Origin of the sequence: Amycolatopsis sp. NPDC024027 (assembly GCF_040638975.1) — a bacterium.
Classification (GTDB): domain Bacteria; phylum Actinomycetota; class Actinomycetes; order Mycobacteriales; family Pseudonocardiaceae; genus Amycolatopsis.
This window is the reverse complement of record NZ_JBEZYY010000001.1, coordinates 131,698-152,143: the sequence shown is the minus strand read 5'-3', so window position 1 is coordinate 152,143 and position 20,446 is coordinate 131,698. Positions and strand designations below refer to the sequence as shown.

General features: G+C 73.0%; 16 protein-coding genes. 9 read left to right on the top strand and 7 right to left on the bottom strand.

Annotated features, from left to right (window positions below; translation table 11 throughout):
- Window positions 1-4: 4 nt before the first annotated feature.
- The 5 genes from AB0F52_RS00680 to AB0F52_RS00660 form a co-directional block, all read right to left on the bottom strand.
- Window positions 5-949 carry a hypothetical protein gene (locus tag AB0F52_RS00680; RefSeq protein WP_360163097.1) on the bottom strand — a complete coding sequence of 315 codons (945 nt, stop codon included), beginning with the start codon at window positions 947-949 and terminating at the stop codon, window positions 5-7.
- Window positions 946-1,680, bottom strand: a complete 735-nt coding sequence (locus AB0F52_RS00675) for a hypothetical protein (RefSeq protein ID WP_360163094.1) — start codon at window positions 1,678-1,680, stop codon at window positions 946-948. Before AB0F52_RS00675 ends, AB0F52_RS00680 begins: the two co-directional genes overlap by 4 nt.
- A gap of 176 nt (window positions 1,681-1,856) precedes the next feature.
- Window positions 1,857-2,606 (bottom strand): RNA methyltransferase, encoded by a 750-nt coding sequence (locus AB0F52_RS00670; RefSeq protein WP_360163091.1) that lies wholly within the window; start codon window positions 2,604-2,606, stop codon window positions 1,857-1,859.
- Window positions 2,607-2,705: 99 nt separating this feature from the next.
- Window positions 2,706-4,196 carry an FAD-dependent monooxygenase gene (locus AB0F52_RS00665; RefSeq protein WP_360163088.1) on the bottom strand — a complete coding sequence of 497 codons (1,491 nt, stop codon included), beginning with the start codon at window positions 4,194-4,196 and terminating at the stop codon, window positions 2,706-2,708.
- Window positions 4,197-4,271: 75 nt separating this feature from the next.
- Window positions 4,272-7,439 carry a BTAD domain-containing putative transcriptional regulator gene (locus AB0F52_RS00660; protein WP_360163085.1) on the bottom strand — a complete coding sequence of 1,056 codons (3,168 nt, stop codon included), beginning with the start codon at window positions 7,437-7,439 and terminating at the stop codon, window positions 4,272-4,274.
- A 125-nt stretch (window positions 7,440-7,564) separates the two neighbouring features.
- Here AB0F52_RS00660 and AB0F52_RS00655 point away from each other — a divergent pair, with 125 nt between their 5' ends.
- From AB0F52_RS00655 to AB0F52_RS00625, 7 genes are all read left to right on the top strand, one after another.
- On the top strand, window positions 7,565-8,731 hold the full coding sequence (locus AB0F52_RS00655) for an SGNH/GDSL hydrolase family protein (protein WP_360163082.1): 1,167 nt from the start codon (window positions 7,565-7,567) through the stop codon (window positions 8,729-8,731).
- Between the two features lie 67 nt (window positions 8,732-8,798).
- Window positions 8,799-11,231, top strand: coding sequence for a tetratricopeptide repeat protein (locus AB0F52_RS00650; RefSeq protein WP_360163079.1), 2,433 nt, complete (start codon window positions 8,799-8,801; stop codon window positions 11,229-11,231).
- A gap of 235 nt (window positions 11,232-11,466) precedes the next feature.
- A complete protein-coding gene (locus tag AB0F52_RS00645) occupies window positions 11,467-11,634 on the top strand; it encodes a hypothetical protein (RefSeq protein ID WP_014467740.1) in 168 nt (55 codons plus the stop codon).
- Window positions 11,635-11,704: 70 nt separating this feature from the next.
- Entirely contained in the window at window positions 11,705-12,205 is a 501-nt protein-coding gene (locus AB0F52_RS00640) for a MauE/DoxX family redox-associated membrane protein (protein ID WP_360163075.1), read from the top strand.
- Window positions 12,205-12,708 carry a TlpA family protein disulfide reductase gene (locus AB0F52_RS00635; protein ID WP_360163072.1) on the top strand — a complete coding sequence of 168 codons (504 nt, stop codon included), beginning with the start codon at window positions 12,205-12,207 and terminating at the stop codon, window positions 12,706-12,708. Before AB0F52_RS00640 ends, AB0F52_RS00635 begins: the two co-directional genes overlap by 1 nt.
- A gap of 2 nt (window positions 12,709-12,710) precedes the next feature.
- On the top strand, window positions 12,711-14,528 hold the full coding sequence (locus tag AB0F52_RS00630) for an ABC transporter ATP-binding protein (protein ID WP_360163069.1): 1,818 nt from the start codon (window positions 12,711-12,713) through the stop codon (window positions 14,526-14,528).
- On the top strand, window positions 14,525-14,956 hold the full coding sequence (locus AB0F52_RS00625) for a S26 family signal peptidase (RefSeq protein WP_360163066.1): 432 nt from the start codon (window positions 14,525-14,527) through the stop codon (window positions 14,954-14,956). Before AB0F52_RS00630 ends, AB0F52_RS00625 begins: the two co-directional genes overlap by 4 nt.
- Before the next feature lie 40 nt (window positions 14,957-14,996).
- On the opposite strand, the gene eno is transcribed toward AB0F52_RS00625, so the two are convergent.
- Window positions 14,997-16,280, bottom strand: a complete 1,284-nt coding sequence (eno, locus tag AB0F52_RS00620) for a phosphopyruvate hydratase (protein WP_360163063.1) — start codon at window positions 16,278-16,280, stop codon at window positions 14,997-14,999.
- Between the two features lie 96 nt (window positions 16,281-16,376).
- Window positions 16,377-17,453: a HAMP domain-containing sensor histidine kinase gene (locus AB0F52_RS00615; RefSeq protein WP_360163060.1), complete on the bottom strand. Its 1,077-nt coding sequence runs from the start codon at window positions 17,451-17,453 to the stop codon at window positions 16,377-16,379.
- Window positions 17,454-17,499: 46 nt separating this feature from the next.
- On the opposite strand from AB0F52_RS00615, the gene AB0F52_RS00610 reads away from it, so the two are divergent.
- Both AB0F52_RS00610 and AB0F52_RS00605 read left to right on the top strand, forming a co-directional pair.
- Window positions 17,500-18,417 (top strand): aminoglycoside phosphotransferase family protein, encoded by a 918-nt coding sequence (locus AB0F52_RS00610; protein WP_360163057.1) that lies wholly within the window; start codon window positions 17,500-17,502, stop codon window positions 18,415-18,417.
- A 130-nt stretch (window positions 18,418-18,547) separates the two neighbouring features.
- On the top strand, window positions 18,548-20,323 hold the full coding sequence (locus AB0F52_RS00605; RefSeq protein ID WP_360163054.1) for a GTP-binding protein: 1,776 nt from the start codon (window positions 18,548-18,550) through the stop codon (window positions 20,321-20,323).
- Window positions 20,324-20,446 lie beyond the last annotated feature (123 nt).

Here is a 20,446-nt window from a genome sequence, read left to right as displayed (position 1 = left end):
GCGTTCACCCCCGGCCGTCCGGCCAGTCTCGCCGGGCTTCTCTCTTCTGGAATTCGCTGATGTGCTCCTCGGTCACCAGCAGCGTGCGGCCGTACTCTAGTGGATCGGTTTTCAGGAGCTCGTAGGTTCCGTGCAGCATGATCTGCATTTGCGACACGGACCGTGACCCTTCCTCGAGCGACTGCAGGGTTTTCTCACTCATTCGAGGGTACCCTCCAGCCCGTGCGTGACGCTTGAGCCGATCGTTGGCAAAGCGCGCGAAATCGCCCTTCTTCAGCTTGTCGACGTGCACGTGGATCAAGCGGCCGTAGTCCTTCAGCCGATTGTTGATCACTTTCAGGTGTTTGTCCTCGAAGTGGGCGGATTCCATCACGAAGAGTGTCCGCTCGGGTACCCAGCCGCCATAGCGGACCACCTCGTCGGGCACCTCCGTCGACGGCAGCAGGATGACCAGGACCAGTCCCTTGATCAGGCCCGGGCCGAGGTGGGGGTAGACCCGGGACGGGGAGGTGCGGTTCGCGACGAGCCGGTTCAGCTCGGCACGGTTGAGGAGATTCTTCCGCTCGAGCTGACCCACCACGTAATCGCAAACGGCGGTCAAGCGGTCGTTCACCGGCAGGACCTCGCCGAGCAGCGCCGAGCGTGCGTCCACGATTTCGACAGTGAGCCCCCGCAGCTTTGATGATTTCTTCAGCCAGGCCAGGCAGCGGTTCGCGACCGCGGTCTTCCCGCAGCCGGTATCGCCGGTCACCAGCAGGAGCTTGCCTTCTTCCTCGTCCGGCGAACCGAGGGTCTTCGCCTGCCGCTGGAATTCCTCATACGCTTCTTCGGTGTGATCGAGATCGACGTAGAAGTCCCCGTGCTCTGGGTACCGCCACGGGCAGAGCGGCTGGGTCGGGCCGCTCAGCTTGGCCACCGCGAACGGGTTCACCGCGGCCGGCTCGGTCATCGCGCACCTCGGAGGGTCCAGCGGGCCCGAAGCGGTCTTTCCAGGGCGATGGTCACGCGGAGTACGTGGTCCCGTTGCGTGTCGAGGGCCTCGAGCAGGGTGCGCCGCCGGGTGCGGGTGACGTCCGACTGTTCGTACCAATCTTCGGTCAAGGGAGCGCCGAAGTCGCCGGTCGTCAGCTGTTCCCGGAGCGCCGGGACGACGGACCACGAGCGGTGCCCGGCGCGCACTTCGGCGAGCCGCGCGAGGAGCTTCCGCCGCGACTCGCCGAGTGGGCCCTCCGGGTGTTCGGAGGAGGTGTCGCGCAGGTACTGACCCGCGGCGTCGTGGAACTCTGCGTGTGCCGAGCGCAGGGCTTCCGCTTGAACCCGCCCCCGGGCGACGCGGTCACGCCACGACGCCGCGAAGAAGGCGAGCACGGCGCCGACGATCGCGGTCAAGACGGGAAGAAGCGTGGTGAACGAGCCGGCCACCGCTTGGTGCGTCGAGGAGTAGAGGGCCTCGCAGGAAGCCTCGAAGGCAGCGGGCTGCGCAACCCGCCACTCTCGCGGGGCAAGCGTGCGCGTCCCGTCGAGAACGAACATCCCGGTCGGATCGGCGTGCGCCCGCCCGAGCGACACACCGGCATCGACCACCGCGGCACGCTGCGCCGGCGAAAGGCAGAAGACGGTGGCGGCGTCATCCTCGGCGTGCGCGAGCGAGGGCACGAAGAGGCTGAGAAAAAAGATCAACAGGCAGAGCAACCCGGCTCGTCTTCCGGCGCCCGAAAGATTCACCTGCACCCCCCATTGAACGGCCGTCGACCACGTTACTGGCGAAGAGTCGCGAAATGGCGGCACGGTGTTACTTCCACTGAAGCGGAGTAACGGAACCCGCGCGCCGGCGAGCTCTGGCCGCCGGTGGTCCGTCAGAGCTGTTGGCGGGAGCCGAGTACCCAGTGATACGCCGCCATCGCGACTGAAGTCGTCAGGTTGTAGCTCGATACCTCCGCACGCATGGGAATCGAGAGCAATACGTCGGAGTGGCGGCGGAGTTCGGGTGAAATGCCGGTGCGTTCGGATCCGAAGGCCAGCAAGGCGTCCTGCGGAATGACCGCTTCGCGGAGATCGATTCCCGACGGATCCAGAGAATAGACCGGCCCCTCGGCCTCGTGGATGCTGGCCAGCCGGCGAACGGGGAGCGCAAAGTGCAGGCCGGCGCTTCCGCGGAGCACCGTCGGGTGCCAAGGATCGACCGTGCCGGTCGAGTACACCGCGGACAGTCCGAGCCCGGCGGCGACGCGGATCACCGCCCCGATGTTGCCGAGATTCCTGGGATTTTCGAGGAGCACCGCCGGGCTGGGCCGTATTGCGGGTTGAGCCGCTTCCGGCCAGGCGGGCCTGCGGGCGAGAGCGGCCACTTCGGTTTGATGGACGCGCCCGAGAAGCTGCGCGATTTCAGCCGCGCTCACGGTCCGCGCGGGTGCGGTAATCGCGTCCTCGATGTCCGGTGCAAGCTCCTGTGCCAGCTTCCTGAGCGCGGCCGTACTGGTGGTCACGATGGCATCGACGGCGCCACCGAACCGGAGGGCGTGTTTGATGGCGTGGAAGCCCTCCAGGACGACGACGTCCTGCTGGCTGCGCAGGCGTTCCCACTGCGCCGAGATGGCATCGTGCACGTCGTCGAACCTACCTTCGGAGCCTGCGGCCGCAACCGGGTGCCATTCCGGTTGCGGCCGTTCCCGCTCTTCCCCGGCCTCGCGCCGACGAGACCAGGTTCAGAACCAGCGGCGCACGGCCCGTTCGAACGAACCGGCGTCCGGGACACGTTCACCGGCCCACGCGACGATTCCGTCCGGCCGGATCAGTGCCGCGCCGAAGCCCAGGTCGTCCCGCGCCGGGCCGGCCACGTACCGGATCCGGTCCGAGTACCGCTGCGCCACCTCCCGCAAGGGCCCGTCCACACCGAAGTCGAGCGTGACGCCGAGGCCGTCCTGCAGCAGGTCGCCGACGCGGATTCCGTTGGCCAGCACGAAATCCGGGGCGTTGTGGCCCACCAAGCCGTGGCCGCCCAGGTCGTAGTGCAGCGAAGTACCGCTGGTGCGCTCGAAGACGTACGTCGTGCCGTCGCGGGTGGCCAGCAGGTCGCGGACCACGGACCGGATCGCGCGGGAATGCGGGTCCGGGCGCATGGTCGCCACCTGGGCCCGTGACCAGTCGAGCACCCGCGCGCCGACCGGGTGGCGTTCGGCCGTGTACGTGTCGAGCAGGCCCGAAGGGGCGCGCTCGGCCACCGTGGCCGCGAGCTTCCAGCCCAGGTTCATCGCGTCGCCGAGGCCGAGGTTGAGGCCCTGGCCGCCCAAGGGCGAGTGGATGTGCGCCGCGTCCCCGGCCAGCAGGATGCGGTCGCGGCGGTACGTGGTCGCCTGCTTCGCGCGGTCGGTGAACGTGGAGGCGAGGTGCACCTCGCCGATCGTCACGTCGGTTCCCGACACGCGGCGCAGCACCGACTGGAGGTGCTCGCGGCCCGGCGGCCGGGAACGGTCGTACGCGCCGCCGTCGAAGTCCATGACGCCCAAGTGGCCCGGCTCGGACATCGTCAGGTACATGCCCTGCGGGGTCACTGTGAAGCCCGGAGCGAGGAGACCGGGCTCGGCGAGCGTGACCAGCGCGAGGTAGCCGGTCAGCTGCGGCTCGGTGCCGGCGAACTCGAAGCCCGCCAGCCGCCGGACCGTGCTGCGGCCGCCGTCGCAGCCGACGAGCCAGCGGGCCGGGTACTCCTGCTCCCCGGCCCGGGCGGCCGCCGCCGAGGCGTCCTGGGTGATCGCCGTGACCGGGACCCCGCGGCGGATCTCGACGCCGAGCTTGCCGGCCCGTTCGGCCAGGACCGTCTCCACCGCCTCGAGACTGGTCATGATGCCGTCCAGCGCCGGGCTGGGCAGCCGGTAGGGCAGGCGGGCGAGGTCGACGTCGGCCGGGTCGAGGGGCGTTCCGGCGAAGTGACCGGCCGCCCGCGGCGGCGCCGGCTCGTCCGTGACCGGCCGTTCGTCCACACCGGACGCCGCCAGCAGCGGCGCCAGCATCCCGCGTCGGTAGAACGCCTCGACCGAACCGCCCGACAGGCCCCGCATGCCGAGCGGGAAGCTCCGCCACGGGGACCGCGGCTCCGGCTCCCGTTCGAGCACCAGCACCGAACAGCCCGCGAGGCCGAGCTCGCAGGCCAGGAACAGACCGACCGGGCCGGCTCCCACGATCACCACGTCGTGCATGACAAACCGCTTTCTCGAGGTCTTGGACGTGCCCCGAGATTGACGGCCGTCACGCACACGGCGCGCACACCGCGCTCACAGCGCGAGCCGGGCCGGGTCGGCGGCGGCGACGGCTGCCGGCGCAGCCAGCTCCCAGCCCGCCGCGTACGCCGCGGCGAACTCGTCCTCGCCCAGTGCGGCCCGGCCCCGGTGGGTGAGCTCGCGGACCTGCGGATCGGTGCGGTCGTGCGCGCCACGCAGCCGGGCGGCGACGCCGAGCAGCTCGGCCGAGTCCCGCGGCCGCCCGCGTGCTTCGGCGAGCGCGGCCGTGTGCACCGTCACCAGCGACAGGATCGGCAGGTCCCGGGCCGCCAGCGCCGCCGCGTACGCCGCTCGCCCGGCCTGGTCCGCGCCGGCCGGGTCGCCCAGGGCCAGGCAGAGCGCGGACCGCGCGCCGGCGATCAGCGCCCGGGCGTGGTCGGAGGGGAACCCCGTGTCGACGAGCAGCCGGCGTTCGGCGTCGTCGAGCAGGGCACCCGCCCCGGCCAGGTCGCCCAGGCGCACGCGCAGGCCGGCCTCCCAGCCGTCGATCAGGACGGGTATTTCCGCCACCGACGCGCGCAGCAGCCGCTCCCGGACCGAGCCGATCACCGCCAGCGCCCGGCCGGTTTCGCCGCGGCGGATGTGCAGGTCGATCCAGCGCAGGTCGTTGTAGAGCTGGTCGCCGAGGCTGAGCGTGCCGAACTCGCTCGCCAGCGCCTGAGCCTCGCGCAGGTCGGCCAGCGCGCCGTCGAGCTCGTCGTAGCGCCGCAGCTGGGCCCGCATCGGCAGCGTCGCCGCCTGGCCCCACCGGTCGCCGGCCCGCCGGAAGCCGGCCAGCGCCGCCGCCACGTGGACGCCGACCCGGTCGAGCTCGCCCGCGTTTTCGGCGATCTCGGCCTGGAACATGTGGGCCAGCGCCGACAGCCACCCGTCGTCGCCGTCGGCCAGCTGCCGGAAGATCGCGAGTGCGGACTCGTCGCCCAGCAGGAAGAGCAGCATCGGGCCGAACACGCGGTAGTGGCCGGGCAGCCGCGGGTGCGCCAGCAGCCGTCCGGCCAGCTCGCGCATCTCCGCCCGGTCTTCCGCCGCTTCCCCGGCGGTGATCCCGGACAGGATGTCCGCGCGGCTGAGCAGGTGGGCGGCCCGGGCGCAGTCCCGCTTGGGCGTCGGCTCGCCGCCGGGCACCGCCAAGGCCTCGCCCAGCCAGTAGCCGGCGTCGGAGTCACGGCCGAACATCTGCCAGTACCAGGTCAGCGCGAGGGCCAGCGCGATCGCGGCGGCGGAGTCGTGGGTGGCGCACAGGTGACGCAGGGCGGCGACCGCGTTGTCGTACTCGGCGCCGATGACTGCCATGGCCGCCAGCTGGCCGGGCCCGCGCAGCTCGGCGTCGTGGCGGGCGATCAGCCCGGTGAAGTGGGCGGCGGCCAGGTCGCGTGCGGGGCCGAGGTCGCCGGCGAGGCGTTCGATGCCGTACTCGCGGATGGTTTCGAGCATGCGGTAGCGGCCGGTGCCCGGCGCGAGCTGCAGCAGCGACCGGTCGACGAGGGCGGCGAGCAAGTCGGGGACCTCGCCGGCGGGCACGCTGGTGCCGGCGCAGACGGCGGCGGCCGAGGCGGGCGTGACACCGCCGGGCAGGACGGCGATCCGGGCCGCGACCGTGCGTTCGCGCTCGTCGAGCAGCTCCCAGCTCCACGCGATGACCGCACGCAGGGTGCGGTGCCGCGGCGGTGCGGTGCGGCTGCCGGTGGTGAGCAGCCGGAACCGGTCGGCGAGCCCGTCGGCCAGGTCGGGCAGAGACAGCGTCCGCAACCGGGCGGCGGCCAGCTCCAGGGCCAGCGGCAGGCCGTCCAGGCCGCGCACTACGCGCACGATGTCGGGCAGCGTCGTTTCGTCGACGGCGAAACCGGGGCGCACGGCGGCGGCCCGCTCGGTGAACAACCGCACCGAGGCCACCGCGCGGACGTCGTCGTCCGGGCCGGGCAGCGCGAGCGGCCCCAGTGGTACCAGTGCTTCGCCGTCCACGGCCAGGGGTTCGCGGCTGGTGGCGAGCACCCGCAGGGCGGGGCAGCGGGGCAGCAGCGTCGCGACCAGGTGGGCCACGGCGTCGATGAGGTGCTCGCAGTTGTCGATCAGCAGCAGGCTCTCCCGGCCGCCGAGTTCGCTGACGAGCACGGCCAGCTCGTCGGTCCCGGCGCGCTTGCGGGCGTCGAACAGCGCGCTGCCGCGCAGGCCGATCCCGGCGAGCACGGCCGGCGCGACCTTCGCCGGTTCGGTGACGGAGGCGAGGTCGATGAGCCGGACGTCGTGGCCGTGCCGGCGGGCGGCCTCGAGCGCGAGCCGGGTCTTGCCGGCGCCGCCGGGGCCGAGGACGGTGACCAGGCGTCCGGTCGTGAGCAGAGCGGAGACGCGCGCGAGGTCGTCGTCGCGGCCGATGAAGCTGGTCAGCGGCGCGGGCAGGGGAAGGGGCCGAACCCGGTCGGGGGCCGGAGCCGGCGCCGGGGCGGGGTGCAGCAGCCGGAGGTGGCGTTCCCGCAGGGCGGTGCCCGGGTCGGCGCCGAGGGCGTCGGCCAGCGTCCGGCGGACCCGCTCGTAGACGGTCAGCGCTTCGGCCTGACGTCCTTGCGCCGCGAGCGCGTCCATCAGCAGGGCCGCCGCCCGCTCGTGCGCCGGGTGCTCGGCCAGCAGCCCGGTCAGCCGGGCGGCGGCCGGCTCGGCGCGTCCCAGCGACAACTCGGCTTCGGCGAGGTCGGCGACGGCCTCGATCGACAGCCGGGCCAGCCGGGTCGCCACCGCCGGGGCGACGGCGGCGATGAGCGCGGGCTCGCCCCACAACGCCACCGCCTCGGCGAGAGCGGCGCTCGCGGCTTCGGCGTCCCCGGCCCGCAGCCGCTCCCGGCCGGCCGCGGTGAGCTGCTCGAAGCGCAGGGCGTCCACGTCGGCCACCGCCAGCCGGTAGCCACCCGCGACCTGCACGAGCAAGCCGCCGGCCGGGGCGAGGGCGCGGCGCAGCCGGGAAACGAGGGTCTGCAGGGCGGAGGCGGTGCCGGACGGCGGTTCGTCGCCCCACACCGCGTCGACCAGCACGCCCGGCTCGACCGCGCGGCCGCCGGCGAGCGCCAGCCGGACGAGCAGGGCCTGCAACCGCGCCCCCGGGACGGGCAGGACCGTGTCACCCCGGGACACCTGGAACGTGCCCAGCAGCGTGATGCGAAGCCCGTCCATGCCCCGATCTTCGCGTGCCCGGCCTCGTGGCCTCAACGAGGGCGGTGCGTGTGAGTGCGGTGTGCGTCCCGTGTGCGCGGCCCACCGCAGCCTTCGGAGGTCAGCACGACCACGGGAGGCAACAGATGACCGACACGAACATCGGCTGGGTCCGCAGCTGGGGCGCCTCGCCCCAATCGCCGTACGGCGGGCTGGGCTCGCTCGACGACCACCCGCCCTTCGCCGACGTGACGCTGCGCCAGGTGGTGCGCCTCAGCGGCGGCGGGCGCCGGGTGCGCGTCCGCTTCACCAACGAGTTCGGAACCGCGCCCGTCACCATCGGGGCGGCGCAAGTGGGCCTCGCGGTGCCCGGCGGCGGCGTGCGGGACGGGCGCGTGCTGACGTTCTCCGGTGCCACCTCCGTCACCATTCCCACGGGCGCACCGATGCTGAGTGACCCGGTGGAGCTGCCCGCGGCGGCGTTGACCGAGCTGTCCGTGAGCCTTTACCTGCCCGAGCGCGTGGAAACCTGTACGTGCCACGAACCCGTCTTCGACACCGGCTGGACGATCCCGGGTGACGCCGTCGCGGCTTCGTTGCTGCCGACGGACGCCACGGTCTTGCCGGTGCGGGCGCTCATCTCCGCGGTCGACGTCGTCCCCGACGCCCCGGCCTCCGCCGTCGTCGTGGTCGGCGACTCGCGCACCGACGGCGCCGGGTCCACTCCGGACACCCACCACAGCTGGCCGGAGCTGCTGGCCGCGCGAGGCGCGGGTTTCGTCGTCAACCAGGGCATCAGCGGCAACCGGCTGCTGAACGAAGGTGTCGGGCCCGCGGTCCTGGCCCGCTTCGACCGGGACGTGCTGGCGACGCCGGGCCTCGGCTGCGTCGTGTTGTCCGTGGGCGGCAACGACCTCGCCATCTCCTTCGCCCCGCGCGACGACGGTGCGCTGGCCGACTTCCTGAAGGTGTTCCCCGGCGCACCGGTGACGACGGACGACGTCATCGCCGGCTACCGGCAGCTGGTGACGCGGGCGCGTGAACGCGGGGTGCGGGTCTACGCCACCACGATCGCGCCCTTCGAAGGCGCCGACGCCTTCACGCCGGGGTGCGAGACCGCACGCCAGGTGGTGAACGAGTGGATCCGCACCGGCGGCGAGTTCGACGCGGTGCTGGACTTCGACGCCGTCTGGCGCGACCCGGACCACCCCAGCCGGATCCGGGAGGACTTCCACTCCGGCGACCACCTGCACGGCAGCGACGCGGGCTACCGGGCACTGGCCGGCTCGATCGATCTGGCGCTGTTCGGCTGATCCCGACCCGGCGGCGATCTCCGGAAAACCGGGACGCCGGCCGGGTGAACGCGGTCACCATGGCGGGATGGCGTTCACCGAACCCCCCGAGCCCGGTCAGGCACGCACGCTGGCCGAGCTCATCGCGCAGCTGCGGCTGCTCAAGGCGTGGGCGGGCGGCCCGTCGTACGCGCAGATCGCCGAGCGGGTCAACCGGCTCTGGACGGCTGCCGGGCGGCCGCCCGGCGAGCGGACCGCCCGCACGACCGTCGCCGACTGCTTCAAGACCGGCCGGGCGCGGCCCAACACGGATCTGCTGCTGGCCGTCGTCGAGGTGCTGCACCCGGACCCGGGTTACGTCGCCGACTGGCAGCACGTGCTGCGCGTGGTCCGCGGCCGCGCGGAGGCGGCGACCTTCGTCCAGGCGCAGCTCGGCCTGCCGGAGGCGGTCGCGCACTTCACCGGCCGCCGGGCGGAACTCGCGCGGCTGGCTGCGGTGCTCGGCGACGGCGCGGGCGGGCGGGTGGCGGTGATCGCGGGCATGGCCGGGGTCGGCAAGACCGGGCTGGCGATCCAGGCCGGCCACGAGCTCCTGCGCACGGGCCGGTGCGCAGGAGCGCTGTTCGTGAACCTGCGCGGGTTCGACCCCGACCCCGGCCGGCCGCCGGTCGATCCGGCCGCCGCGCTCGACTCCTTCCTGCGGCTGCTCGGCGTGCCCGGGCACGCCATCCCCGCCGACCTGGCCGGCAAGACGCGGGTCTACCAGGAGCGATCGGCCGGGCGGCGCCTGCTGGTCGTCCTCGACAACGCGGGCAGCGAGGAGCAGATCCGCCCCCTGCTGCCCGGCGAGCGGGGCGGCCCGGTGCTCGTCACCAGCCGCCTGGCGTTCGCCGGGCCGGCCGGGGCCACACCCGTGCCCTTGGACGTGCTGAGCCCGGACGACGCGCTCGCGTACCTGCGGCGCACCGTCGGTGCGGAGCGGGTCGACCAGGCACCCGCCGTGGCCCGGCGGATCACCGCCGAACTCGGCCGGCTGCCGCTCGCGCTGAGCCTCGCCGCGCTGTGGATGACCGCGCCGGCCCACCGGCCGTGGCTGCTGGCCGACCACCTCGAGCGGCTCGAGCAGCGGCGCGCGCACCTGCGGCTCGACAACGCCGTGGACGCGTCGATCAGCCTGTCGTACGACCAGCTCGCCGAGCCGGAGCGGCGGGCCTTGCGGCTGCTCGCGTTGCACCCGGGCGCGGACCTGGACGCCTACGGCATCGCCGCGCTCGCCGGTACCGGCCTGGCGGAGGCGACCCGGATCGTGGACCGGCTCGTCACCGCGCACCTGGTGCGGCGCGGCGAAGCCGGCCGGTTCGAGCTGCACGACCTCATCCGCGCGTTCGGGAGGGCGCGGGCCGAGGACGAGGACGCCCCCGCCGGCCGGAAGGCCGCGCTGACGAGGTTGCTCGACTACTACACCTTCGCCACCGCCACCGCGATGGACCAGTACGCGCCGCGGATGCGGGCCTACCGGCCGCGCGTCCCCGACCGCGGCCTGCCGATCCCGCCGCTGACCGACCGCGAGCCGGCGACGGCGTGGCTGGACGCCGAACGCGCCAACCTCATCGGCGCCGGTGTCCACGGGGTGCCGTCCGGCCACGCGGGTCTGCTGTCGCGGCTGCTGTTCCGGTACCTGCAGACCGGCGGCTACATCAGCGAAGCGCTGGTCCTGCACGCGAGCGCGGCGGAGTCGGCCGACCCGGCCGCCCGCGGGCACGCGCTGGTGAGCCTCGCGGCCACCCACAGCCAGGTCGGCCGCTACGAGGTGGCGACGCGGTACGCCGACGAGGCACTGGACTGCCTCCGCGGCGCCGGAGACCGCTCCGGCGAGTGCCGGGCGCTCGGCACGCTCGGCGCGATCGCGTCCTGGAACGCCGACTTCGTGCGGTCGGCGGGGTTCCTGCGGGAGGCGTTGACGCTGGCCCGCGAGCTCCGCGACCGGGCCGGCGAACGGACCGCGCTGACCAACCTCGGTTTCGTCTACGGGCGGCTGGGCTGGTACGCCGAGGCGCTGGAGATCCACCGGAAAGCGCTGGCCATCGACCAGCAGACCGGAGACCTGTGCGACACGGGACGCACCCTGCTCAACATCGGCGACACGCACCTGCGTTCGGGCGGTCCCGCGCAGGCCGGTGGCTACTTCCGCCGCGCCACGGCGATCGCCGAGCAGGCGGGCGACCGCGACCTGCACGTGGAAGCGCTGCTGTGCCTCGCGGACGCGTCGATGGAACTGGGCCGGACGGAGCACGCGCGGACGACGCACGAGTGCGCGCTGGCCATCGCGGTGGAGCTGGGGAGCCTGCACGCGGCGGCCCGGGCACACACGGGCCTGGCCCGGGCGCTGACCGCCTTGGGTGATCCGGAGCGTGCCCGGCCGCACTGGCTCGCGGCCCGGGAGCACCACCGGGAGCTGGGGCTGGCGGAATCGGCGGAGATCGCCGCGGGCCTCGGCTGCTCGGTGGCGGCCGGCGGCTGACCGGATGCCGCGAATGAGTCATTCGCGGCGTGCAAGGTCCCGAATGAGTCATTCGCGACGTCCGAGGTCCCGAATGAGTCATTCGCGACGTTCGAAACCTGGCCGCGGCGGGTGGCGTCCGGGTTCGTCCGGGATTGCTGCCCGCGGACGGACCGACCGCGATGCTCGCAGCCGGTGCGGGATCGCGGTAGCGCGTCCCACACCGCGGACACACCCACCGTCGAAGGGAGAAACCATGGGGCGCCTGATCGACCGCGTGCTGAACCGGGTGGTGCCCACTGCGAAGGCCTCCGCCTGCAGTGGCCTGTACTTCTGCAACGCCCAGGGCCACCCCGGCTACTGGTACCGGTTCTGCTGCCCGCAGACCGGTTGCGAGTGGTCCAAGGTCCGCAGCAGCTGCTGATCCGGTCCGAGCGTGCCGGGTGGTGTCCGCCGCCTTCCCCGCGGACACCACCCGGTGTGGATGGAGTGCCATGGAGTACCTGCGGGCCGCCGGCGCGGCAGTGATCGCCGTGGTGTTCGCCGCTTCGGCGTTCTCGAAGCTGCGGGACTTCCGCGGGTTCGCGCGCTCGGTGCCCGCGCTGGTGCCGATGCCCGCGAAGTGGGTCACGCCGGTGTCGGTGGCCGTCGTGGCCACGGAACCGGCCTCCGCGGTCCTCGTGCTGGTCACCCCGACGGCCGGCTTCGTCCTCGCCTCGGCGTTGCTGCTGGCCTTCACCGCCGCCATCGCCGCTTCCCTGCGACGCGGGCGGCGTGCCCCGTGCCGCTGCTTCGGCGCGACCGAAACCCCGATCGGCCCGCGCCACCTGGCCCGCAACACCCTGCTGATCTGCTTCGCCGTCCTCGGTGCGCTCGCGCCGGAGCACCAGCCGCCCGTCGCGGGGGCCGCCATCGCCTTCGCCGCCGGTGTGGTGGTGGCCGTGCTCGTCATCGCCATGGACGACATCGCCGTCGTGTTCGCAAGGAGTTCCTGATGCCTTACGTCGTCGCCACCCTGGTGCTGCTGGGCCTGATGTGCCTGCTGAACCTGCTCCTGACCGTCGGGATCCTGCGCCGGATGCGGGCCCAGCCCGCCGGGATGTCCGAGCCGCCCTTCGCGCTGCGGCCCGGTTCGGCGATCGGCGAGTTCGCCGTCACCACGACCGGTGGTGAGCCGCTCACCCTTTCCTCTCTGACCGGCACGGTGGCGTTCTTCTCCGCCGACTGCGCCGCCTGCCACGAGACCCTGCCGGACTTCCTCGCCTACGCCCGGGCCCAGGGCCGCGACAACGTCTTCGCCGTCTTCGGCGGCGACGAACCGGACACCGTGCGCGCGCTCGCCGAAGTCGCCCGCGTGGTGACGGCCGAGCTCGACGGCGGCCCGGTCGCCGCCGCGTTCCGCAACACCTGGACACCCGCGTTGTACGTGGTGGCGGACGGGCGGGTGACCGCGACCGCCGGCCGCGTGCACGAACTGCCCGTGCCCGCCGGACGGTGACCGTGGGCGAACCGGACCGCCGGATCGGCGCGGGCGAGATCCGGGCGGCGGGCGCGGCCGCCGCCCGGCTGCTCTGGCGGTCCGGTCCGGCCCGGCTGCTGGGACTCGTGGCCATGACGGCGGCCGCGGCCACCGCCCCGATCGCCACCGCCTGGCTGACCAAGCTCGTTCTCGACCGGCTCGTCGAGCGCACCGGCGAGGTCGGCGGCCTCGCCGTGGCGCTGGTGCTGACCGGGCTCGCCGTCGCCGCGCTGCCGGTGGTCGTCCACTACGTACGCGCGCAGATCGGCCGCGCGGCCAGCACGGTCGCCACCGACCGGCTGTTCGCCGCGCTGGGCCGCCAGGTCGGGTTGCGCACGTTCGAAAACCCGGCCTACCAGGACCGGCTGCGGCTGGCCCAGGAAAGCTGCGGCCGGATGCCGGAAATCGTCGACGGCGTCGGCGGCACGCTCAGCGGAACGCTTTCCCTGGCCGGGTTCCTCGGCTCGCTGCTCCTGCTGAGCCCGGCGATGACCGGCGTCGTGCTGGCCGCCGCGATCCCCGCCCTGCTCGCCGAGCTGCTGCTGGCCCGGCGCCGAGCCGCGGTGGAATGGCGCATCGAGCGGTTCACCCGGCGGGAGTTCTTCTACAGCCAGCTGCTCACCGGCATCCCCGCCGCGTCCGAAATCCGGCTGTTCGGCATCGGGGCGTTCCTGCGCGCGCGGCTGATGGAGGAGCGCCGCAGCGCCAACGAAGCCCAGCGCCGCATGGACGAACGGGAGCTGTGGACCATGGGCGGCCTGACGGCGCTGAGCGCGGCCGTCGCCGGGGCGGGGCTCTGGTGGGCGATCACGTCGGCGCGTGACGGGTCGCTCAGCGCCGGCGACGTCTCCATGTTCGTGGCCGCCGTCGCCGGGGTGCAGGCCGCGCTGGGCACGCTGGCGTCGTCGATCGCCAACGGACAGGCCCGGCTGCTGTCGTTCGCGCACTACGTCGCCGTGGTCCGCGCGGAACCCGATCTGCCGAGCGGGTCCCGCGACACGGTTCCCGCACTGCGGCAGGGGATCGAGCTGCGTGACGTCTGGTTCCGGTACAGCGACGACCACCCGTGGGTGCTGCGCGGGGTCGACCTCACCATCCCGCACGGCGCGGCGGTCGCCCTCGTCGGGCTCAACGGCGCGGGCAAGAGCACGCTCGTGAAGCTGTTGTGCCGCATGTACGACCCGACGCGCGGGCAGATCCTCTGGGACGGCACCGACCTGCGCGACCTGCCGCCCGCCTCGCTGCGCGACCGGATCAGCGCCGTCTTTCAGGACCACATGAACTACGACATGACCGCGGCCGAGAACATCGGGCTCGGCGAGCTGTCCGCGCTGGACGACCGGGCCCGGCTGGTGGACGCGGCGACCCGGGCGGGCGCGCACGAGCGGATCGCCGCCCTGCCGAGGGGTTACGACACGCCGCTCACCCGGATCTTCGAGATCGGCACCGAGGACACCTCGACCGGGGTGGTGCTTTCCGGTGGGCAGTGGCAGCGGCTGGCGCTGGCCCGCTCGCTCGTCCGGGAGGGCCGGGACCTGATGATCCTCGACGAGCCGAGCTCCGGCCTCGACCCGGAGGCCGAACAGGAGGTGCACGCGCGCATCCGCGAGCACCGGAAAGGCCGGACGAGCCTGCTCATCTCACACCGGCTGAGCGCGGTGCGCGACGCCGACCGCATCGCCGTGCTCGAGGGCGGCCGGGTCACCGAGCTGGGCACGCACGAGAGCCTGCTCGCCACCGGCGGTGGTTACGCGCGCCTGTTCCGCCTGCAGGCCGACGGCTACCAGGCGGTGTCGTGAAAGGACCGGTCTTCCTCGGGTTGCTCGCGGCCGCAGGGCTTTTCGTCGTCCGCCGCCGGCTGATCATGACCACGGTGGACGGCTCGAGCATGGCCCCGGCGTTGCTGTCCGGCGATCGGGTCCTGGTGCGCCGGACCCGCCGCCCGCGCCGCGGCCAGGTGGCCCTGCTGCGCTTCCCGCAGCTGCCGAGCGGAGCGCCGGTGGGCAACCAGTTGCTGCTCAAGCGCGTGGTGGCGGTGGCGGGCGACCGCATCCCGCCCGGCTGGGCCGACCCGGACGCGCACGGCCTCGGCGGCGAGGTGGTGCCCGGCGGCTGCGCCGTCGTGCTGGGCGACAACCGGCCGGCCAGCTGGGACTCCCGGCACTACGGGTTCGTGCCGCGGGAGCGGATCGTCGGCGTGGTGGTGCGCCACGTCTCCCGCGGGTGAACCGGCCCGGAGGTCCGGACGCCTCCGGGCCGCGGTGAGCTCAGCGGCGGCCGCTGATCGTGCTCGCGCCCGCGTAGCGTGCTTCGGAGCCGAGTTCTTCTTCGATGCGGATGAGCTGGTTGTACTTGGCCGTGCGGTCGGCGCGGGACAGCGAGCCGGTCTTGATCTGGCCGCAGTTGGTGGCGACCGCGAGGTCGGCGATCGTGGTGTCCTCGGTTTCGCCGGAGCGGTGGGACATGACCACGGAGTAGCCCGCCTTGTGAGCCGTTTCGACGGTGGTCAGGGTCTCGGTGAGGGTGCCGATCTGGTTGACCTTGACCAGGATCGAGTTGCCGATGCCGCGTTCGATGCCGTCGGTCAGCAGGTTCACGTTGGTGCAGAAGACGTCGTCGCCGACGAGCTGGACGCGTTCGCCGATGGTGTCGGTCAGCTGCTTCCAGCCGGCGTAGTCGTCCTGGGCGAGACCGTCCTCAATGGACACGATCGGGTAGCGGGCGGTGAGTTCGGCGAGGTAGCCGACGTGCTCTTCGACGCTGCGCTTGCGGCCTTCGCCGGTGTAGTCGTAGACCTCGCCGGTGTAGAACTCCGACGCGGCCGGGTCGAGCAGCAGGGCGATGTCCTCGCCGGGGGTGTAGCCGGACTGCTCGATGGCCCGCAGCACGAACTCCAGTGCCTCGTCGGCCGAGCTGAGGTTGGGCGCGAACCCGCCTTCGTCGCCGACGTTGGTGCTGTGCCCGGCGTCGTGGAGGGACTTGCGCAGCGTGTGGAACACCTCGGAGCCCATCCGCACCGCCTCGGCGAACGTCGTCGCACCGACCGGGCCGATCATGAACTCCTGGAAGTCGATCGGGTTGTCCGCGTGCGCGCCGCCGTTGATGATGTTCATCATCGGCATCGGCAGCAGGTGCGCGAACACACCGCCGGCGTACCGGTACAGCGGCAGCGAATGGGCGGCCGCGGCCGCCTTGACCACGGCGAGCGACACCCCCAGGGTGGCGTTCGCGCCGAGCCGGGCCTTGTTCGCGGTGCCGTCCAGCTCGATCAGCGCGCGGTCGACCGTCGCCTGCGCCTCGGCGTCCAGGCCCACGATCGCCTCGGCGATCTCGGTGTTGACCGCGTCGACGGCCTTGCGCACCCCTTTGCCGTGGAACCGGCTCTTGTCGCCGTCCCGCAGTTCGACCGCTTCCCGGGTGCCGGTGGAGGCACCCGAGGGCACCGCGGCCCGGCCGCGCGAACCGTCCGCCAGTTCGACGTCGACCTCGACGGTCGGGTTGCCCCGGCTGTCCAGCACTTCGCGGCCCTTGACACCGACGATGGCAGTCATCGCACTCCTCGTGAATTCGTCGAGCGGGAGCGGCGCCACGGTGAGCCGCGAGAGGTGGCGAGGCTAGCAGAATTTACTGAATCGATCCCGAAGAATTTACCGGCCGGCGGGGAGCCGGACCGTGACGAGGAGGCCGCCGGCCGGGCGGGGGGCCAGCTCGAGCATCCCGTCATGGGCTTGCACGATGCTGTGCACGATCGCCAGCCCGAGGCCGACGCCGTCGTGCTGGTCGGTGCGCGTGCGCCGGGTCCCGCGCTGGAAGGGCTCGGTCAGGGTCGGGACCAGCTCGGGCGGAAGCGGCCGGCCGGAGTTCTCGACCAGCAGCACGCTCGCGTAGCGCCGTTGTTCGGTGTGGACGGTGACCGTGCCGTCCGGGACGTTGTGCACGATCGCGTTCTGGACGAGGTTCGTCGCCATGCGCAGGAGCAGCGCCACGGACCCGGTCGCGTGGACCGGCTTGCCGGTGACGTCGAGCGTGATCCGGCGCTGTTCCGCCAGCGGCAGCAGCGTTTCGGCGGCTTCTTCGGCGACCAGGGAAAGGTCGACGGGCTCGCGGGTGAAGTGCCGCCGGTCGCTGCGGCTGAGCAGCAGGAGGGCTTCGGTGAGGTCGATCGCCCGCGTGTTCACGGTGCGGAGCCGGGCGATGAGCTCGCCCCGTTCGTAAGTCGGGTCCCGGCCGGCGACGTCGAGGATGGCCTGCGAAACGGCCAGCGGGGTGCGCAGTTCGTGGGAGGCGTTCGCGGCGAACCGCTGCTGCTCGCCGACCTGGGATTCGAGTCGTGCGAGCATCGTGTCGAAGACGTCGGCGAGCTCGCGGAACTCGTCGGAGGGGCCGGTCAGGCGGATGCGGTGGGACAGCGACCCGTGCGCGGCCAGCCGGGCGGCGTCCGCGATCCGGGTGAGCGGGGCGAGCATCCGGCCGGCGAGGAGCCAGCCGCCCAGGAGCCCGAACAGCAGCAGGAAGCCGAGCGCGGTGGCCGCGGCGGGAGCGAACATGCGCGTGAGGAGGTACCGGTTCGGAGCGATCCCGAGCAGGCCCTGGTCGTTGTCCGGCACGTAGCGCAGCAGCGACACCTGCACGACGGCGAGCAGCACCCCGCCGGCGAGCATGAGGAACCCGGCGTAGCTGATGGTGAGTTTCAGCCGCGCGCTGAGCCCGGGGCGCCTGTGCACGAGCGGATCCTAGGCAGCGCGGGATATCGCTGGCATATTGTTCTCCATGATCAAGCCGGACGGCGTCCCGGACCTCGGTCCCGTGCCACAGCGCCGCATCGTCGGCCCCGATCTGGTGCGCCGGTTGATCGGCGAACAATTCCCGCGGTGGGCGGCCCTTCCGGTCCGGCCCGTGTCCCACGGCGGGTGGGACAACTGCACCTTCCACCTCGGCGACGAGATGGTGGCGCGGCTGCCCAGCGCGGCCGAATACGCCTTGGCGGTCGACAAGGAACAGCGGTGGCTCCCGGTGCTCGCTCCCCGGTTGCCGCTGCCCGTCCCGGTCCCGCTGGCGAACGGGCGGCCCGGCGCGGACTATCCCTTTCCGTGGTCGGTTCACCCGTGGCTCGACGGCGAACCCGCTGCCCCCGACCGGATTTCCGACCCCGTCCGCTTCGCCGCCGACCTGGGCGGCTTCCTGGCCGCCCTGCAGGACGTCGAGGCCACCGACGGGCCCCGGCCGGGAAAGCACAACTGGTTCCGGGGCGCCACCTTGCGGACTTACGAGCCGCAGGCCGAGCGCGCGCTCACGGCGCTGCGCGGCCGGATCGACACCGGCCTGGCCCGCGAGATCTGGGCGGCCGCGCTGGCCGCGCGCTGGGACGGCCGGGACGTCTGGTTCCACGGTGACGTCGCCGCCGGAAACCTCCTGCTCGCCGGCGGGAACCTGACCGCCGTCATCGACTTCGGGACCTGCGGGGTGGGCGACCCGTCCTGCGACACGGCCATCGCCTGGACGCTGCTGACCGCCGACGGCCGGCGGGCGTTCCGCGAACGCCTGTGCGTCGACGACGAAACGTGGGCGCGCGGACGCGGCTGGGCGCTCTGGAAGACGCTCGTGTCCGCGGCCCGGACCGGCGAGGAGGCCGGGGAAGCGCAGCGCGTCCTCGGCGAAATCTTCGCCGAATACTCGACCGGCCGTTAAATCCGTTGGCCCCCCGCCGATCCGTCGGCTACGGTCGGGCCGGCTTCGATCGATCCGTGAGGGGGCACCATGCGCCAGATCCGCAACACCGCCGAATCCCGAGTACGCGTTGCGGAAACTGGAGCCCTCGTTGCCCGAACCCTCTTTGAACATCGGAATTCTCGCCCACGTCGACGCCGGTAAGACCAGCCTGACCGAGCGGCTGCTGTTCGACACCGGCGCGGTCGGTGCGCTCGGCCGCGTCGACGACGGCAACACCCGGACCGACACCCTCGACATCGAACGGCGTCGCGGCATCACGATCAGCACCGGCGTGGTCTCCTTCCGGGCCGGCGACCGGACGGTCAACGTCATCGACACACCGGGGCACGCCGACTTCGTCGCCGAGGTCGAACGCGCGCTCGGCGTGCTCGACGGCGTCGTCCTGGTCGTCTCCGGGCCCGCCGGCGTCCAGGCGAGCACCCGGATCCTCTGGCGCATCCTGCGCCGGCTGCGGGTGCCGACGCTGGTGTTCGTCAACAAGCTCGACCAGGCCGGAGCCGATCCGGCCGGGGCGCTCGAAAGCCTGCGGGAGAAACTGTCGCGCGCGATGGTGCCCATGGTGACCGTCGAGGCGGCCGGCAGCGCGGAGATCACCGTTCGCGAGCGGCCGCGGATCGCCGATGACCTTTTCCGTCGTCAGGTGGCGGCCGGCGAAGCGTTTCCGGTGTTCCTCGGCTCGGCCGTGACCGGCGCCGGCGTGCCCGAGCTCGTGACCGCGATCGTGGACTTCCTGCCCACCGCGGTGCCGGGCGCCGAGCTCCGCGCGACCGTCTTCAAGATCGAACGCGGCCGCGGCGGCGACCGGATCGCCTACGCCCGCGTGCACGGCGGGACGCTGCGGGTGCGCGACCGGGTGGAGCTCTTCCGGCGGACCGGAGACGGCATGGTCGAGCGAAGCCGGCGACGGATAACGGCGATGACACTCGCGGGCGTCAAAGTCACCCGTGCGGACGCGGGGGACCTGATCCGGCTGTCCGGGCTCGGCGACGTCCGGGTCGACGACCGGCTCGGTTCCCCGGACGGCGTGGCGGACGCCGGGTTGTTCCCGCCGCCCGGGCTCGTTTCGGTCGTCACCGCGCGGCCCGGCGAGGAAACCCGGCTGCACCGGGCGTTGCGGGAGCTGTGCGACCAGGACCCGCTGCTCGGCCTGCGGGTCGACCGCGGCGCCTTGTCGGTCCGGACCTACGGCGAAGTGCAGATCGAGGTGCTCCTCGAGCGGCTGCGCGAGGATTTCGGGCTGGTGGCCACCTTCGCGCCGCCGGCGCCGATCCACGTCGAAAAGCCCGTCGGGGTGGGCGAAGCGGTCCAGTTCCTGGACCGGCTCGGACCCACCGATCCGGTCGCCACGGTCGGGCTGCGGGTGGCTCCGGGCCGGACCGGCAGCGGCGTCCGGTACGAGCTGGGCGTCGAACGCGGCTCGCTCCCGCGGGCCTTCCACACCGCCATCGAGCAAACGGTGTACCGCGCGGCGGGGTGCGGGCCGCACGGCTGGGAGGTCACCGACTGCGTCGTCACCCTGACCCATTCGGGGTTCCAGCCGCCGCTCAGCACGGCCGGTGGTTTCCGCGAAGTCACCGCGCGGCTCCTCTCGCTGGCGTTCGCGCGGGCGCGGACCCGCGTGTACGAGCCGGTGGACCGGTTCGACCTCGAAGTGCCCGAGCACGTCGCCGGCGCGGCGGTGATCGCGCTGGCCAAGCTCGAGGCGGTGTGCGAGCCGCCGGTGGCCGAAGCCGGCGTCGTCCGGCTGCACGGCTCGTTGCCGGCGGCCGCGACCGCGGCTTTCCGGCGCCGGTTGCCCGCCCTCGGCCAGGGGGAAGCCGTCTTCACGGCCGAGCCCGGCGGCTACCGCCCGTGGCGGCCGTAGCGGCGGGGCACGGACTCCGGCCGGGGGAGACGGCTGCGTGCGATGGGCGAACGCGCCGGACGCTGTTCGCCTGAATCGGCCGCTTTGTCGACGGGGGAGATTGACAACCCGGGGCCGGGGAAG